Here is a 16,329-nt window from a genome sequence, read left to right on the forward strand (position 1 = left end):
ACAATGCCGAAACAAATAAATTAGGAAAAGCGGGATTCAGCGTGACGCCGAAGTTGAAAAATTTGAAAAGTCAGCAATCGGCATGATGCCGAAACTGGAAATTTGAAAAATAAAATCAAACTCACGCAGTTACTAGTACTTTTGGAGTTTTCTGCATAACAAGGATATTTTCATTATGCGAATTCTGCTCTTGTTTTTCCAAAATAGTAACAAATTCAAAATCGGTCTTAAAAAGTGCGGCATTTTCTTCATTCAGTTTTTTTCTTACAACTTCTATCGCCTTTTCGGATTTGTCTATTCCAATCCAATTTCTGCCAAGTTCTTGGGCTGCAATCAAAGTTGTTCCTGAACCGCAGAAAAAGTCCATGACCAAACTTTCGGGATTTGAGGAAGTCTGAACAATAAGCTTTAAAAGGTCAAGATTTTTTTCTGTCGGATAAACTGGATATTGGTAATCCTTGAAATCCCAAATGTCCTGTAGTTTTTTTCCCTTCTGTTCATTCGCAAAGATTTTTCTGCGTGGAACTCCGTTTTTTGACCATTCAATCAATCCCTGCTCGTCTAGTTTTTCAAGCTCTGCTGGAGAAGTGCGCCAATGCCTGCCTTTTGGTGGCAACATTCCCCTGAAAGTTCCGCCTGTAACTCCGTCTTTTGTCTCGCCCGGAGCGTGGAGAGGAACTGTTGTGTAAAATCTGCCATGCTCGTCAATTTTTTTGTAAAGCCGGGCTTTGTCTTCGTCTGAAAAAGGAACAAAAGGCTCATTCCAAATCGGATTACTTGTTTTTGAATAAAAAAGAATCAAGTCTTTTATGTTTCCGTAAGCCTTGCGTGAAAAATTTTTAGGATTGCACTTTATTCTTGTGATGTCGTTTCTGAAATTTTCAGCCCCGAAAATTTCATCCATTATGATTTTTACATAATGTCCGATTTTGTAATCAATATGAAGATAAATAGAACCGCGGTCGCTTAAAAGTTCACGTGCTAAAATAAGACGTTCCTGCAAAAATTCTAGAAATTCCTCGCCAAGAAGATTGTCTGTGTAAGCAATTTCGTCTTTTTTGCTTGAGCTTATTGTGCTTGTGCGTTCCTCGCTGATTGTGAAAGTTCCGTTAGTTGCAAAAGGCGGGTCGATATAAATTAAGTCAATCTTGCCTTTTAGATTTGAATTGTGAACAAGAATCCGCAAGGCTTCCAAGTTGTCACCATTAATCAAAATATTTTCTTTTTCTGCAATCGGCTTTGACAACTCCGATTGTGGAAGAGTTTCGAGGATTTCTTTTTTCGTTTTTTTTCCGTTGTAAGTAAGTTCCATTTTTTTCGCTCCTTACAGACTGCCTAAAAATTCACGTAGCAATGTTGCAGAAAGAACAACTGTATCATCAGAGAAGCTTGTTATTTCCTTATACATCTTGCTTCCAGATTTTATGTAACAAACGCCGTCTAAGATTGCGATTTTCTTTACATGAAAACTTGTCGACTGAATTGAAGATGTTAAAGTATCAATCGCATCATTTAACTGTGCATTTTGATGTCCGCCAAAATCAGTTAAAAACTTTGTTTCGCCGATTATGTATGTTTCTTTTACTTTTGCAATAAAATCGAGTCCTTTATCTCGTTGATAGCCAAGAACTCTTTTTGCAAAATCTTCACCTTGTGAATCAGAACAGTTAAAAATTATATCTTCTTCGCTATTCAAGAAAGACATTTCATCTTTTGTAACTTTTAATCCTAAAGTTGCTTGGTCAATATAGTTTTTAAAAAGTTGCCCCATCTGTCTGTTTGTTTCTTTTGGTGCAGATGTTTTTTCAAGGATTCCAGCAAGTCCCATTTCATAAAGATAACTCGCGATTCGTTCAACTGTTTTTGGATTTCTTTCTATTGCTGAGCGGTCGTTTTTCAAATATGAAACGTAAGAATATTTTATTGGGAAAGGATGCTTTTCATCGCCATTACCTTTTACTTGGTCAAGCAAAAGATTTATCAAGCCTTTTGAATCGCGAGTTTGAAGCAATGCTTTTAATTTTTCTACAACGTCGTTTGATAAATCACGTTTTTCATTTGCCGAAAGAGGATAAACTTTGAACAGTTGGTCTAAATAATCGTGCTGATTTGCAAGTTCTATGCTTCGTTGTGTCCAAATATTCATGATTTTATTCTCCAGAATAAGTAGCGTTTACATAATTACTATGCACAATTTTTGGCAAAACTTCCATAGCTTTTTTCGTTAGGAATTGTGGCACCTGCGGAGCAGTTCAGTAAAAATATTGACCTATAAATTCTGTCCTTTTAAACGTGCGTTTTTTGTGACAAGAATTGTATCTAAATTTTACAAATTGCCCCCCTAACGCGATGTTAAAAAAAGTTGTATAATTTATATATGTCAGAAATTCCTTCGATTTCTTTACAGCAGCGCGTTTCTCAACAGCAGCGGCAGGTTCAGGCGCAAAAATTGAGCCAAAAACAGCTCATGTCCGTAAAACTTCTTGCAATGTCTTCCCTCGATTTGCGTCAGGAAATTTACACGACGGTTGCCAGAAATCCTGCTCTTGTAATTACAAAAGACGCTGCGTTTGACGGCGTAAAAGATGCAAAAGTTTCTGGAATTTCTTCTGACAACCTTAGGATCGGTTCTGTAACTCAGGCTGGAAAAATTGCAAGCGACAATTTTCAATCTGCTCTCGAATCTTCTCCTGACAATCGGGAAACTCTTTCTGAACATCTTGAACAGCAGTTTTTGTCGGTTTTTCATTCACCTGCGCAGGAAAAAATCGGACTTGCCTTGATTCACAATTTGGACAACCGTGGATTTTTTATTTTTGATCCTTATTCTCTTTTAGACAAAAAGGATTCGGCTCAAACTCCAGAACTTCTCGAAAAAACACTTTCTGAGATTCAGCAGCTTGATCCTGTCGGAACTTGCTGCAAAGATTTTGAGGAAAGTCTTTTTATTCAGGCAAAAGCAAATGAAAATTCTCCAAAAGCGGCGCTTTTTATCTTGGACGGACATTTTGATTTTTTAAATCCTCCGCAAATTCCAAAAATTTTAAAAAAAATCCGCAATTTTGCCCGCGAAAATCCAGATGACGCTCAAAAATTTGGTTTGCTGGACTTTACCGAAACTCAAATTGAACAGGCTGTTGCTTATATCAGACAGCTCAATCCTTTTCCTGCCTCAGAATTTTCGCCTTCTGACAATATCTGCATTGCGCCAGATGTTTATGTCGAAAAAAATGAGGAAACCGGTGAATACACTGTCCGCGCAAATGATGAAATTTTGCCGGTTGTTGAACTTTCCAAAGATTTTTACGAACTTTCGCTGGACAGAAGCCGGGTTACAAAATCTACCGAAGAATCAGAAAAAAAACGTTCCGAACATAGGTTTATAATGGAAAGTGTCCGCTCTGCAAATGATTTTATGGAAAGTCTTGCATTCAGAAAAAAAACACTTTTGCTTGCCTGTCAGCAGATTGTGCGCCTTCAAAAAGATTTTTTTGAAAAAGGGCCTCGTTATTTAAAGCCGCTGCGGCAAAAAGACGTTGCGGCGATTATCAATGTTCACGAAGCGACGATAAGCCGCATGGCAAACGAAAAATATCTGCGGTGCAGCCAGGGACTGTTTAAGCTTTCATTTTTCTTTACAAATGCTGTCGGTCAAAACCTGCCGGAAACAGAAGAGGTTCCGGCTTCAAAACAGGGCGTTATGGCTGAATTGGAAAAAATTCTTGAAGAACACAAAGATGATAAAAAAGCTTTGAGCGATCAGAAAATTGCAGACATTTTGCTTGAGCGCGGAATAAAAATTGCACGGCGGACTGTTGCAAAATACCGCTCCCAATTAAATATAGATTCTTCGTATTCAAGACAGTAGACTGCATGAGCTAAAAGCGCATGTCTGGGTCTGCATGCTGTCTCGCATGCTGCGGCTTTTGCTTGCGCAAAACCCGTTTATTTTCGTGTGCGCATTTGCGCACGACCGGGTCTGCATGCTGGCGCATGCTGCGGCTTTTGCTTGCGCAAAACCCGTTTATTTTTCGTGTGCGCATTTGCGCACGACCGGGTATGTAGCCCGGCCTGGAACCCCGGAGTTGCCGGAACGGCAATGAGCGCCTGGCGAAGGGTGGAAAGCCGGTTTTTGCGGCAGCTGTACAATTATTGCCGGAAAACTTTTCTTTTTAAGAAAAATGCGCTCCAAAAAATCCTTAAAATTAAATTTGTCTTATTTAAAAAGCCATATTATACTTATTTCTAGAGGGCAGATTTAGAAAAATAAATCCGCTGATTTTACATCTGGAGGAAACTACTATGACTAAAAATGTATCAGCTTCATTCGACCTGGAACAGAAACAGACGGAAATGATTGACAAAAAACTTGAAAGAATTAAATACGCGGATGACCTTATAATTGATTTGACGGTTCGCGTAAAGCACGAAAAAGAATATTCTTTCGATGCGACTGCCAATTTCCGTTGGGGAACTCAGGCTCATGTCAGTGCTAAGGATTTTGATTTTGGTGCTGCACTCAACAAAATGATGGACGTGCTTGATACAAAAATCAAAAAGGAAAAAGATAAAATTCAGGAAAAATAATGTTTAGTTCAGTTTTTGCACAAAAAATCTGTGCTTAAGTTGAATAAAAAGATTTTTTCAAAAATTTTGTAAAATTTTAAATGCCGTCTGACAGTTGATAAGACTTTTGGACGGTTTTTTTTGTCTTTCTGGGGTAATTTCTGGTTTAAAAATTTTTTAATATTAAAAAAATAGCCGCAAAAAAGTTTTTTTGTCTTGAACAGTGTCCTTATTGTTTGTATAGTGATGAATATGGATAAACCGTTTACAGTTCTCGATTTGCTCGATATGGATTTAAAAGGCCACAACGCCCTTAATTTGAGGTGTCTTGCTGGTCGAAAGGGACTTAACCGTACGATTTCTGTGCCAGATATAAACCGTCCGGGGCTTGAGCTTTCGGGTTTTTATGATTCTTTTGACTGTGACCGGGTTCAGCTTTTTGGACATGGAGAAACGGCATATCTTTTAAAGCTCAAAAAAGAAAAAAAATCTTCTTCAATCGAAAAATTGTTTTCTTATAACATTCCATGCGTTGTTTTTACTCACAGCCTTGAGCCAGATGAGTTTTTTTTGGAAATTGCGGAGAAAAACGGCTGTGCTGTTTTGCAGACGAGCCTTGAGTCTTCTGAATTTTCAATGCGGCTTTTGCGCGTTTTTTCAAATATTTTTGCTCCTAAAAAGACATTGCACGGAGTTCTTGTAGAAGTTTACGGTATTGGAATCCTTCTCATGGGACATTCCGGCGTTGGAAAATCTGAATGTGCGCTTGAACTTGTTGAGCGCGGACACCGGCTTGTTGCGGATGATATTGTTCAAATTCGCTGTGTAAACGGAAACTCTGTTTTGGGGCAAGGCGCAAATACTTTTATAAGCCACCACATGGAAATTCGCGGTTTAGGAATCATAAATGTAAGTCAGCTTTATGGAGTCGGCTCAATCCGCGAGCAAAAAGAAGTTCAGCTTATAATCAAACTGGAAGAATGGGATCAAAATAAAATTTATGACAGGATTGGCACTGATCAGACGAGTACTGATTTGCTTGGAGTAAAAGTTCCTACAATCGAAATTCCTGTTCGTCCTGGAAGAAACCTTCCAATTATCATTGAAGCTGCCGCAATGAATGAACGCTTAAAAGCAATGGGTTATAATTCTGCAAGGGATTTTAACCAGAATATTCTAAAATGGATTGAATCCGGAGAGGCACAAACCACTTATTATGGTTCTGACGACTCTTACTAAAAATTATAAAAAGAAGTTGCCTGAATAGTTTTATTAGCGGTTGTTAAGCTGTTGAAATAACCATGCTGCTTATATTTTATATAAGGTTCTTTCAATAACTCAATTATCGCAAAATCTACTTTTTTGGCAGTTTCTGCAAAGAGGTCTTTTTTATGACAGAAAAAATTTTGACAGTACGCAACCGTGCTGGAATTCACGCTCGTCCTGCTGCCTTGATTGCGCAGACAGCAAACAAATTTGCCTGCGAAGTTACAATGATTAAAGATGATGCCGAAGTAAATGCAAAGTCAATAATGGGTGTAATTACAATGGCTGCAGCCTACAACACGAATATTACTCTCAGGACGGACGGTGCTGATGAAGTTCAATGCGCCGATGCCATTGCTCAGCTTTTTGATAAAAAATTTGAAGAAGAATAGAGAAATTTTCGAATCTAAGGAGGCATGATAAAAATTACATCCCTGTAATTTTTATCATTACAGTTTGTTCAAGCGTTGCTTTCACAAACTGTGATTCTCGCCGTCCGTGGCTCGCCGCTAACGCGGAGTTTTATTAAGGAGAGTGTAATAAAAACTTTGCCTAAGATAGCGTCAAAGTTTTTATTCACAAGTTTGCGTTGCAAACTTTCTTATCAACTGCCCATTCTCATTTCATTGCGAATGGGCATAAAAAGTCAAATCGAAAATTGAAATTTTCTCGTTGACTTTTTATGGGAGGAAAAATGAAAGAACTTACAGAGCGTCAGCGTGAAGTTTTAAATTTTATTTCGGTTTTTTCAAAGGAAAATTCTTATCCGCCGACTGTTCGCGAAATAAGTGAGCATTTTGAAATTTCAATTCGGGCAGTGCAGGATCATATTGCCGCTTTGCAAAAAAAGAATTGTATTTCGATTAAACCAAAAAGTTCCAGATCCATCCGTGTTATCCGCAATGACAGCAGCGATGAAAGCATTCCTCGTCCTGCTTATATTGGAAAAGTTCCTTTGCTCGGCACTGTCGCCGCAGGAAAACCTCTTTTGAGCGAAGAAAATTTGGACGGTTACATAAACCTGACAGAGCCTTTTATTCGTCCTGGAAAAAGTTATTTTGCGCTTCGTGTTCGCGGTACAAGCATGATAAACGCTGGAATTCTCGAGGGGGATCTTGCGATTATTGAACAGTGCGAGACTGCTGTTGACGGACAGATTGTTGTTGCCGTAATTGATGATGCGATCACCTTAAAACGCTATTATCGCGAGTCAGACAGAATAAAACTTCAGCCGGAAAATCCTGATTTTCAGCCGATTTATGCAAAAGAACTGCGCGTTGTTGGAATTCTCTCGAATATTGTCCGCACATACTAAAACTGAATAAATTCTGCAATGTCAGCGCCGATTTATCTTTATACCGGACCTGAAGCCGGTGAAAAAAATGATCAGATTCTCGCATTAAAAGAAGAACTGCGCAAAAAAATGGGCAGCAGTGACGATTTTGTTTATTACGGAACGGATTTGAATATGAGCGATGTTGTCGCTCAGTTGATGACAGAGTCGCTTTTTATTCCTGCAACCTTTGTTACAATCCGCAATGCGGAGCTTGTAAAAGACAAAAAAGACATCGATATGCTGGCACAGTGGGTTCAGACTGCCGAAAAAACAAAAAAAGAGACGACAGTGCTGGTTCTTGTTTCTGATGAGCTAAAAGTTGATTCTAAACTTGAAAAACTTGTTCCCGCTGCAAATAAAAAAGTTTTTTGGGAGATGTTTGAAAATCGCAAGGAGCAATGGCTGTACTCTTTTTTTAAGAAAAACGGTTATGCCCTTGAGCCAGACGCCGCGGCTTCGATTTTGGAAATGGTAGAGAATAATACCGAGGCTCTCAGAAATGAATGCAGCCGCTTTTTTATGTGTTTTGAGCCGGGACATTTTGTTACTGCCGCCGATGTTGAACAGATTTTGGCGCACAATCGTGAAGAATCGGCTTTTACACTTTTTGGGGCAATGGTTGAGCAGAAGTTGCCGCGAAAAAGGTTTGAAGACTGTCTGGAAATTCTTCAGAAAATCAGGCTTTCAAAAAAAGACAGCGATGCCGTTGTAATAATTGCGGGGCTTTTGTATTGCTTTAGAAAACTTGCGCTTTGGCAGTCGTTGCATGCGGCAGGCTCTCCAAACGAAGCTGAGTTAAAGAAAAACGGCTTTACTTCAAAAACCGCACGGTCTCAGTATTCTTCGGCAAGCAGAATCTGGTCTAGCGGTCAGGTTGCTGCGATTGTCGCCCTGCTTTCAAAAACAGACATTGATATTCGTTCTTCGGGAACAGCATTTCAAGATACTCTACTATCTCTAATGATTTACGAAATTATAATAAAAAACGGCGCTTATTGTTCTGAATACGAGTAAATGAATGTTGCTCTATGCCGATAACTTAATTATAATTATTCTTGATTTTGGGTTATAATTTTTTATTATGAGAAAAATTAAAAAACAGAGTAATGATGAAATTCATTTTGTTTTTTGAATTTTTATTTGGAGGAAAAATTGAAAAAGTTAATTTCAGCACTTGCATGTATTATGGCTGTTCTTTTTGTAATTTCCTGCGGTTCAACTCCAGAAGCTGAGCCGGAGCCGACTGTAAAAGATGCAGTAGAGGAAATTAAAAAAGATGTAGAGGAGACTGTTGATTTTTCAGCGGCAAACAAATCTCTTCTTGCTTTGACGGAAGCTGCCCGGCAGAGCGCAATCGAATTTGGAGCGGAAAAATATTTTTCTGACGGATTTTCTGTTGCAGAAACAAAATATACTTCTATAAAAAACAATGTCGAAACAGATTCTTCAAAAGATTATTCTGCGGAAATAAAAGACCTTACTGCCCGTTATAACTCTCTTGCTTCTGCAAGCCAGGCCAGCGCCCTTAAAGAAAAGGCAGATGCGCTTTCTCTTGCAAACGAAAATCAAAAAGCTTACGACGATGGAAAAAAGGCTCTTGAAGAATATTCTGCTTTTGGAGCAGACAAAGACGGAGCAACTCTTCTTGCAAAGGCAAATGAAGCGCTTGCCGCTTACAATGACGTTGTAAATAAAGGTCTTAAGGCAAATGCGGCCCGCGAAAGACAGGCTGCGCTCGAAGCAAAAAGAAACGCCGACAAGGTAAGAGCTGGTGTTGCAAAAAAAGAAGAATACAAAAAAGCTTCTGAAATTTTTAAGAAGGCGGATTCTTCTTATGTGACAGCGAATATCGAAGGCGCATTTAACGGATATAAAACTGCAAAAGAAACATATTCCGCTTTGTACGAAGAGATTAAAGAAAAACGTGCTGCCGCGCAGGCTTTAATTGATGCTGCAAAACAGAAGGTTGCTGATTCTGAAAATTATGCAAAAGAAGCAGATACAATCGCTCCTCTCGAAGGCGTAGTTGCAGGAATCGAAGCAGAAGATGCAGTTTTGCTTGAAGAAGATAATTTTGCTAATCCGGAAGATGCGGTAATCAATGTTGAAGACGGTACAACTGCAAAAACGGCAGAAAAAGTCGCAGAAACTGCAATTGCTGTTGAAAATGCGGCCGCAAATGCCGCTGAATCGGTAATTCAGGATTCACAGAATACATCGGAGGCTAAATAATGAAAAAAAGTATTACAGTTTTATTGGCGGTAATTTCTGCCTCTGTGCTTTTTGCTGTAAGTTATAAAAATAACACTTATCAAAAGCTTGCTAACGAATATACAAAAAAGGCCCAGAATGCTTTGGATGCAGGAGATTATGTTCTTGCTGAAGACTATGCAAAAAAAGCAGAGGAAAATGCGGCCCTTTCTCAGGCATATATTCAGAAAATGCTTGCAAAATCGGAAGCTGATTCTGTAATGAAAAATGCTTCAAAGCGTCTTGATTATGCAAAGTCAATCAATGCAGATAAAAATTTCCCAATGGCGTATTCAGCCGCTCAAAAAGCTTATGCAAGTGCAGATGATGCTTACAAGACAGAAGATTACACGACAGCCGCAGCCTATGCAAAACAAGTGTTAGAAGCTCTTGCCGATATAAAAGAAATTACGCCGCTTCCGCAGTATTATATTGTTCGTCCATGGGAAGAAACAAAAGACTGTTACTGGAATATTTCCGGCCGGCCTTATGTTTACAACAATCCATTGCTTTGGGAAAATCTGTATCAGGCAAACAAATCTAATATGCCAAAACCAAGCGATCCAAACTTGATTATGCCTGGAATGAAAATGGAAATTCCTAGTTTGACAGGTGAATATCGCGAAGGCGTTTATTCTCCTTCAAAAAAGTATGACGGCTATTCTGCCGTAAATGCTGAAAAATAAAAAAATGCGTAAAAAAAGGCAGAAAATTTTCATTTTCTGCCTTTTTTGTTTTAATCTAAAAACTTCCAGAATCTTCCGCCTGCCGGAAAATCATTAGCGCGCTGCACATAAGAGCGTGAGGCATTTGCGGAGTTCCCATTTTTTCGTAAACTTCGTTTTTTGGCATTTCAAGGTAATTTAAGTATTCGTCAGAATCTAAATTTTGAGAGCCTGTTTCTTTTAAGTCAAAGGCCGCAAACACGTGAAAGTGGTTTGTCATAAAAGCCGGGTTTGGATTTATTTTTCCAAGATAGAGCATTTTTTCTGCAACACAGCCAGTTTCTTCTTTTAATTCGCGGATTGCTCCTTGAAGTGGAGACTCGCCGTCATCAATTACGCCGCCCGGAAATTCAATGCTAAGCGCTTTTTCTCCGTGCCGCCATTGCTTGACCATTATAAAATTTTCATCTTTGACAGGAATTACGGCAACCCAGTCCCTTGAATCAATTGAAATGTAATTGTGTTTTTGACCGTCGCTTGCAGTTGCAGGTGTCTGGCAGACTGTTGCTATCGGAGTTTTTAAAAGGATTTCTTTTTCGCCTTCTGTCCATACGAGCTGCGAGTCGCTGAAAGAATTTGCCATTGTTTTTTTCCTTGTTTTTATAAAAAATTTGTAATTTTTTGCAATATTTTTAAAGTTTTGACTTAAAATCGACTTTATTTTATTATATTTAAAGTGATAAAAGTTTAAAGGGAAAAAAATCGTTCAAAATTAAATTTTACAGCATTTAAAATTGTTGAATTTTTAGCCCTTGCAGTTTTCCAATGGAGGATTTATGGCAATAATTACTTTTTCTAGACAGTCGGCAGCACTTGGAGATGAACTTAGTCAACTTGTTGCAAAAAAAATGAATTATACATTTGTTGGTCGTGAAGATTTGGAAAAGAAAATAGTTGCGCTTGGCTTTCCAAAGGAAAAACTTCATAAATACGATGAAAAATCGCCGGGATTTTTTGCTTCTCTTGCAAAAGACCGCGATGAATATCTTGATTATTTGCAGACGGCCGTTTTGGAAGTTGCCGATGAAAACAACTGTGTGATTGTTGGCCGCGGTTCTTCTGTGATTCTTAATTCTGTTCAAAACCATTTTTGCTTTAGAGTCTTGGCTTCAAAAAATGACCGAATTCAGCGTTTGAACGAGCTTTTGCAGCTTGACGAAAAACGTGCTGAAAAAAAACTTGCGGTTGCAGACAAACAGAAGTCTGGTTTTTACAAAAGTTTTTTTAATTGTCAGGTTGACGACCCGACTCTTTATCATGCTGTGATTAACACTTCGGCTGTGGACTTGGATGCTGCCGCAGAAATGATTGTTACACTTGTAAAAGCTTCAATCACCCAGAAAAAAGAAGAGCTTGGACGTTTGCGCCTTGACGAGATGCTTGTTTGCCAGCGAATTGTAAATATGCTGATTCTCGAATACTGCTTGAATATAAATTTCTTGCATGCGACTGCGCGTGACGGAAAAGTAATATTGCACGGAGTTGCAGATTCTACAGCGATTGTTGAGCGGGCTCTTACAATTACTCAGGCTGAACTTCCGGAATACAAGGTTGAATCTGCGATAAACGTTGTTCAGGATTTTAAGGCTTATCCACAATGAGTTTTTACGCCTGTCTTTCATTCGCAATAATAAGTTTATGTCTTGGCGGAGTTGCCGGCTGCCTTTTTTGCGCAGGCTTTGCCAGAATTTTTCATAAAAAGTTTTTAAAAGCGAGAATTTCTGTAATTTTTTTGCTTTTAAGCGTTGTTGTTGCGTTTGGAGCCGGCGGCTTTATTTTTATTAAAAATCCAGCTTTTGAGTTTTCTGTATTTTTGACGGAAAAATTTTTCTTTTTTGCTATTTTTGCCGCCGGCTTTTTGGGAGCTGTTTTTTGGAAAACTGTTTTTCCTGCTTTGATTGCATTTTATATTGCGCTTTCGGCTTTTACAGGAATTGCCCTTTACTCTGAATTTGGAATTTTGCCGGACAATATGAGCGTTACTTTGAATAAAACTTTTATCGAAGCCGGAAAATCGACTTTTTTTGTAGATTCTCCGGAAAATAAAAGTCTTGCGGTCGAAGTTTATATTTTGCCAAAAAAACTTTTAATTCCTCTGCCGAGAGTCTGGTACCGCGTAATTGGAACTGTTGATTCTTCTTATATTGATGATGGAAAAAATATCCGGCTTTCATCTGATTTTTCTGGTGAGCTTTTGCCAGACGAAAATTCAAAAAATAGACAGAAAGATTCTTTTTTTGAGAAAAAAATAAAGGCTTACAGGGAATGGGTTCTAAAAACCCGCAAAAACCTGCTTGTTCCGCTTCCTCAGAATGAGCTTTTGCCTTCTGTCTATACGCTTAAATTTAAAAGAAAAACAGAAATTCTTTCGTGCAGGCTTGAAAAAAATCTGTAGCGGAATTTTTGCTTTAAGATTAAATTTTGCGTAAGGCTATGGAACCCTTGCAAGGCAATCCGCCAAAGGCGGACGAGCGGACAGCGAGGGGTGGAACAGCCGGCGGCAACTTGTTGCCGATACGCCCATATTTTTACAATCCCTTTTTATTACTTGACTTTTTAACGGCTTGTCAGAATACTTAGGAATATGAAAGTTTCTAATAAATTTACTGTTGCCCGGTTGATTTTTGCACCGATTTTTTTTCTGCTTTATAATATTCCGATTTGGACCGGCAATAAAACTCTTGCGTTTATTTCTGCCTGTGTCATGATTCCTTCGCTTATCGTTATGGAACTGACGGATTATTGGGACGGGCATTATGCGCGAAAACACAACGAGGTAAGTGATTTAGGAAAACTTTTTGACCCGTTTGCCGACGTAATGCTCAATTTGACGGTTTTTATTTCGGCTCTTAATTCGTTTGACGCAAAAATGGGCTCTTATATGCCGCTTGTAATTTTTGTTCTTATTATGTACCGCGAATTCTGCCAGAATTTTTTAAGAATGCTTGCGATTCGTCAGGGTGTTGCAATTGCCGCTCGAAAAGGCGGAAAGGTTAAGACCGTTTTTTATATAATTTCGGGATTTTTTATGCTTGCTGCCGAGAGTTTTATTCGTTTTGGGCTGGTTGAAGTTTGCAATGCAAAATTTGGCATTGATTTTACGGTCTTTTATCCTTGTGCAAAAATTGTAATCCAGGCTTTTTATGTTGTGTGCCTTGTTTTGAGTTACACTTCGTTTATTGATTACTTAAAAAAGTTTGGTTCGGTTTTTAAGGATATGTAATTTGTTTGAATTTTGAGCACCTGTTTTTTTGCAGGTGCTTTTTTTGTTTTAAACGTTTTTTCTTTATTTTTGCAGAGTTTTTGGAGCGCATTTTTTTGAAAAGGTGCAATTTTCTTATATAAAGAAAGTTTTTATTTTTTAACTTGCTTTCCACCCTTCGCCTGCGCTCATTGAGCCTGCGGTTTCGCCTTGCCTCACCACAAGCTCAACTTCGGGGTTCCAATCAAGGCTAAGATTTTGATTTAGTTTTTTCAGCCAGTGTTAAACAGCTTGTAGAAATGAAGGAAAAAAAAGATAATTTAAAAATATAACAAAAACTTTACATACAACTTCATCTTGCAATTCAGCAAATGCATTATTTCCTTTTTCAGGATCAAGGGAATACAAACGATTTGCTTTTAATGACTTTTTCCAAATATCACGCCAAGTAGACATAAAGACCTCACTACGCATTATTATACATTGTTTTTCTATATTTTTGGAAAACTTTCTGCCTGGTTGTTCCCCTTCTAATAGATGTAACAAATGGAGGCAAATATGAAATATTTTAAGATAACTGTAAAATTCGGATATGTAGGAAAAAGCAATTTTTATCATCTTGCCGCTTGCTCTGGAATCTACTGAACCAAGAACTTTTACTTCAACGTAAGCGCCTTTATCAAGCTTCTGTCCGCCAAAATATGATACAATGATGAGTAATGAATGTATTTTCAACTCAAAATCCGGTAAATGCGCCCGTATTCATCTGGGGCTTAGATATGAGCCACGGGGAGACTGCGGAAAGCCTTTTCGATGAAGTGAAGGCACTGACGAACAACGACTTCTCTCTCGCAGTTTTTGATGTGACCGACTGGAATGCTCAGTTTTCTCCATGGACTGCTCCTGCTGTTTTTGGAAAGGATTCTTTTTCGGGAAAAGGAAATGATACATTACGTTTTCTTGAGGATGAGTTTCTGCCAGAAATAAAATCGAAGTTCCCAAAAAGTGAAGTTTTTCTTACCGGCTACTCACTTGCAGGTCTTTTTTCTTTATGGGCGTTATATGAAACGGATAAGTTTAATGGTGCGGTCTGCTGTTCTTCATCTCTTTGGTTTGATAAGTGGGATGAATATGCAAGTTTGCATAGAATAAAGTCTCCGAGTACGATTTATATGAGCCTTGGGGACCGTGAAGAAAAGACAAAGAACAAGGTTATGTCAAAAGTCGGTGACAGAACCCGTAGACAGGCGGAAATCCTTAAAGATGACCCGAATGTCGAAAAACTGTTTTTTGAGTGGAATGAAGGCGGGCATTTTGATGAGCCTCTGAAAAGGGTCGCAAAAGGAATTACAAGGATTTTGGGCTGATGATCAGGATCTGAGAAGAAGAGGTTCATGCAGAACCATAAGAATGGATGATGTGGACTGAAAGGTTAGTCTTTTTTTTGCTTCAAACAAAAGATGCAAATTGCTGTACCGTTTCAAAGAATTTGTATCTTGTTTTATGAAATCCCAAGTCTGCTTATAATCACCTTTCACAGCAAAGACTTCATCTGCTATAAAAGCCAAAAATCCTTCCAGATTATCTGCGTATGAATCATCAAACGCTTCAGACAGTTCCGTTTTATCCTGATCAGTTAAATTTTCAATTCTATTATGAAGAACATGTTCCAGTGTTCGGGATAGGAAATATACCGTGTAATTTATCCCTGCATAGCGTAACATCTTTTTGGTATCTATCTGGTAATGATTCAGATATCCTTCATAGATGTACTCAATCTGTGACTGTGCTATCAGGGCACTAAGGATTTTCTCTGCCGCAAGATCCACCAGGAAGTTTTCCGGAATAGGCATCCATCTTTTCTCCTGAGATGCAGGGGCTTCCGTCGGAAGTTTGACTATGGAAACCATGATCGTATTCTTTCCAATCTGAAGGTTCATGAATTCATTGAACTGGCGGGTTTCAAAAATTGTAAAATTCACATCCGTATAATTTGATTCTATTATCGTTGCGACAGCCTTTGCCAGTTCGGAATAATCAAAGGAATAGGGCTTGACGTCTGTTGTTCCCAGATTTTTCCTTTATGAAAATATGGCACTAATTGTAAAAACTGCCGGAACTCTCACCTACCTCTCAATATTAATTCTGTTACTGTCCCTGTGCTTGATTTCTGCCTTGTGCTGTTTTTTCTGCTGCTCGTTGTAACCTTCAGAAATGCTGTCTCGCAGCAGTTCGTAGAACGAGCGGTTCTTATCCATGAAAATGATGTTGTTCCCGTCTTTGCTTGCCGAGATTACCGTGAGGTCTTTATAGAGGAGGTCTTTCCCATAGCCGAAGGCTTTTGAAACATTGAAATCCATGTCCTTTATGGATTCTCCGATTTTGAACTCTGAATCCTTATCGACTAAGGCTCAACTTCGAGGGGCAATCAAGGCTAAGATTTTGATTTAGTTTTTTAGCCGATGTCAGCCAGCTTGTAAAAAAAAAAGATAATTTAAGGATATAACAAAAACTTTATGATAAAATTTGAAAAAATAAAAAATCTGGTGTTGACGTATTTTTGTCTGTGTGTTAGTATATTTTTCGTTGCAAGACAGTAACATAATAAGTTCTTTGAAAAGAAAATCAGTGAAGGAAAAAGGAAAGACAAGATAGCAGGCGGAGACTTAGGTTTCCGTCTGTGTGGAAAAGTTTTTCGAGTATAGAACGAATGCCGGCGGAACCGCGGAAGCGGTTCTGCAAACGAAGGCCGGAACCGGAAGGTTCCGGCTGTTCCTATCAATTTATTGGTTGGGACGGATGATTTATGGTAAGTCTTGACCCCTTGTGGGTTTGAGAATAATCATGGAGAGTTTGATCCTGGCTCAGAATAAACGCTGGCGGCGTGTCTTAAGCATGCAAGTCGGACGGCAAGCCGCCTTCGGGCGGCCTAGAGTGGCGGACTGGTGAGTAACACGTGGGTGATATACCTTTTGGACGGGGAT

The 16,329-nt window shown here is 38.7% G+C and carries 18 protein-coding genes and 1 rRNA gene; 13 read left to right on the forward strand and 6 right to left on the reverse strand.

Annotated elements, in window-relative coordinates; genetic code table 11:
• Window positions 1–121 precede the first annotated feature (121 nt).
• On the reverse strand, window positions 122–1,312 hold the full coding sequence (locus tag B5D47_RS08315) for a site-specific DNA-methyltransferase (RefSeq protein ID WP_200806565.1): 1,191 nt from the start codon (window positions 1,310–1,312) through the stop codon (window positions 122–124).
• Window positions 1,313–1,324: 12 nt separating this feature from the next.
• On the reverse strand, window positions 1,325–2,146 hold the full coding sequence (locus B5D47_RS08320) for a restriction endonuclease (protein WP_078931369.1): 822 nt from the start codon (window positions 2,144–2,146) through the stop codon (window positions 1,325–1,327).
• Between the two features lie 231 nt (window positions 2,147–2,377).
• On the opposite strand from B5D47_RS08320, the gene rpoN reads away from it, so the two are divergent.
• The 8 genes from rpoN to B5D47_RS08360 all read left to right on the forward strand — a co-directional run bounded on the left by rpoN (window position 2,378) and on the right by B5D47_RS08360 (window position 10,104).
• Entirely contained in the window at window positions 2,378–3,868 is a 1,491-nt protein-coding gene (gene rpoN, locus B5D47_RS08325; RefSeq protein ID WP_078931370.1) for an RNA polymerase factor sigma-54, read from the forward strand.
• 434 nt (window positions 3,869–4,302) lie between these two features.
• Window positions 4,303–4,587, forward strand: coding sequence for an HPF/RaiA family ribosome-associated protein (locus tag B5D47_RS08330; protein WP_078931371.1), 285 nt, complete (start codon window positions 4,303–4,305; stop codon window positions 4,585–4,587).
• Between the two features lie 231 nt (window positions 4,588–4,818).
• Window positions 4,819–5,805, forward strand: coding sequence for an HPr(Ser) kinase/phosphatase (gene hprK / locus B5D47_RS08335; protein WP_078931372.1), 987 nt, complete (start codon window positions 4,819–4,821; stop codon window positions 5,803–5,805).
• A 152-nt stretch (window positions 5,806–5,957) separates the two neighbouring features.
• Window positions 5,958–6,224: an HPr family phosphocarrier protein gene (locus B5D47_RS08340; RefSeq protein WP_078931373.1), complete on the forward strand. Its 267-nt coding sequence runs from the start codon at window positions 5,958–5,960 to the stop codon at window positions 6,222–6,224.
• A gap of 302 nt (window positions 6,225–6,526) precedes the next feature.
• On the forward strand, window positions 6,527–7,147 hold the full coding sequence (gene lexA, locus B5D47_RS08345) for a transcriptional repressor LexA (RefSeq protein ID WP_078931374.1): 621 nt from the start codon (window positions 6,527–6,529) through the stop codon (window positions 7,145–7,147).
• Between the two features lie 18 nt (window positions 7,148–7,165).
• Window positions 7,166–8,182, forward strand: coding sequence for a DNA polymerase III subunit delta (holA, locus tag B5D47_RS08350; protein WP_078931375.1), 1,017 nt, complete (start codon window positions 7,166–7,168; stop codon window positions 8,180–8,182).
• A gap of 138 nt (window positions 8,183–8,320) precedes the next feature.
• The gene (locus B5D47_RS08355) at window positions 8,321–9,400 is read left to right on the forward strand and encodes a hypothetical protein (RefSeq protein ID WP_078931376.1); all 1,080 of its coding nucleotides are present in this window, start codon (window positions 8,321–8,323) and stop codon (window positions 9,398–9,400) included.
• Window positions 9,400–10,104, forward strand: a complete 705-nt coding sequence (locus tag B5D47_RS08360; RefSeq protein WP_078931377.1) for a LysM peptidoglycan-binding domain-containing protein — start codon at window positions 9,400–9,402, stop codon at window positions 10,102–10,104. Before B5D47_RS08355 ends, B5D47_RS08360 begins: the two co-directional genes overlap by 1 nt.
• 55 nt (window positions 10,105–10,159) lie before the next feature.
• On the opposite strand, the gene B5D47_RS08365 is transcribed toward B5D47_RS08360, so the two are convergent.
• Window positions 10,160–10,726: an NUDIX hydrolase gene (locus tag B5D47_RS08365; protein ID WP_078931378.1), complete on the reverse strand. Its 567-nt coding sequence runs from the start codon at window positions 10,724–10,726 to the stop codon at window positions 10,160–10,162.
• A gap of 193 nt (window positions 10,727–10,919) precedes the next feature.
• Here B5D47_RS08365 and B5D47_RS08370 point away from each other — a divergent pair, with 193 nt between their 5' ends.
• The 3 genes from B5D47_RS08370 (at window position 10,920) to B5D47_RS08380 (ending at window position 13,366) form a co-directional block, all read left to right on the forward strand.
• A complete protein-coding gene (locus B5D47_RS08370) occupies window positions 10,920–11,744 on the forward strand; it encodes a cytidylate kinase-like family protein (protein WP_078931379.1) in 825 nt (274 codons plus the stop codon).
• Entirely contained in the window at window positions 11,741–12,538 is a 798-nt protein-coding gene (locus B5D47_RS08375; protein WP_078931380.1) for a hypothetical protein, read from the forward strand. Before B5D47_RS08370 ends, B5D47_RS08375 begins: the two co-directional genes overlap by 4 nt.
• Window positions 12,539–12,727: 189 nt before the next feature.
• Window positions 12,728–13,366 (forward strand): CDP-alcohol phosphatidyltransferase family protein, encoded by a 639-nt coding sequence (locus B5D47_RS08380; RefSeq protein ID WP_078931381.1) that lies wholly within the window; start codon window positions 12,728–12,730, stop codon window positions 13,364–13,366.
• Between the two features lie 261 nt (window positions 13,367–13,627).
• Here B5D47_RS08380 and B5D47_RS08385 read toward each other — a convergent pair whose 3' ends face one another.
• The gene (locus tag B5D47_RS08385; RefSeq protein WP_078931382.1) at window positions 13,628–14,080 is read right to left on the reverse strand and encodes a hypothetical protein; all 453 of its coding nucleotides are present in this window, start codon (window positions 14,078–14,080) and stop codon (window positions 13,628–13,630) included.
• On the opposite strand from B5D47_RS08385, the gene B5D47_RS08390 reads away from it, so the two are divergent.
• The gene (locus B5D47_RS08390; RefSeq protein ID WP_078931383.1) at window positions 14,065–14,712 is read left to right on the forward strand and encodes an alpha/beta hydrolase; all 648 of its coding nucleotides are present in this window, start codon (window positions 14,065–14,067) and stop codon (window positions 14,710–14,712) included. The genes B5D47_RS08385 and B5D47_RS08390 overlap by 16 nt on opposite strands.
• A gap of 3 nt (window positions 14,713–14,715) precedes the next feature.
• Here B5D47_RS08390 and B5D47_RS08395 read toward each other — a convergent pair whose 3' ends face one another.
• Window positions 14,716–15,417, reverse strand: coding sequence for a DUF6577 family protein (locus B5D47_RS08395; protein ID WP_327192256.1), 702 nt, complete (start codon window positions 15,415–15,417; stop codon window positions 14,716–14,718).
• A 54-nt stretch (window positions 15,418–15,471) separates the two neighbouring features.
• Complete coding sequence (locus B5D47_RS08400; RefSeq protein WP_078931385.1) at window positions 15,472–15,705, reverse strand: hypothetical protein; 234 nt, start codon at window positions 15,703–15,705, stop codon at window positions 15,472–15,474.
• A 481-nt stretch (window positions 15,706–16,186) separates the two neighbouring features.
• On the opposite strand from B5D47_RS08400, the gene B5D47_RS08405 reads away from it, so the two are divergent.
• A 16S ribosomal RNA gene (locus B5D47_RS08405) occupies window positions 16,187–16,329 on the forward strand; the annotation flags it as partial.

Source organism: Treponema berlinense (genome assembly GCF_900167025.1).
Taxonomy (GTDB): Bacteria; Spirochaetota; Spirochaetia; order Treponematales; family Treponemataceae; genus Treponema_D; species Treponema_D berlinense.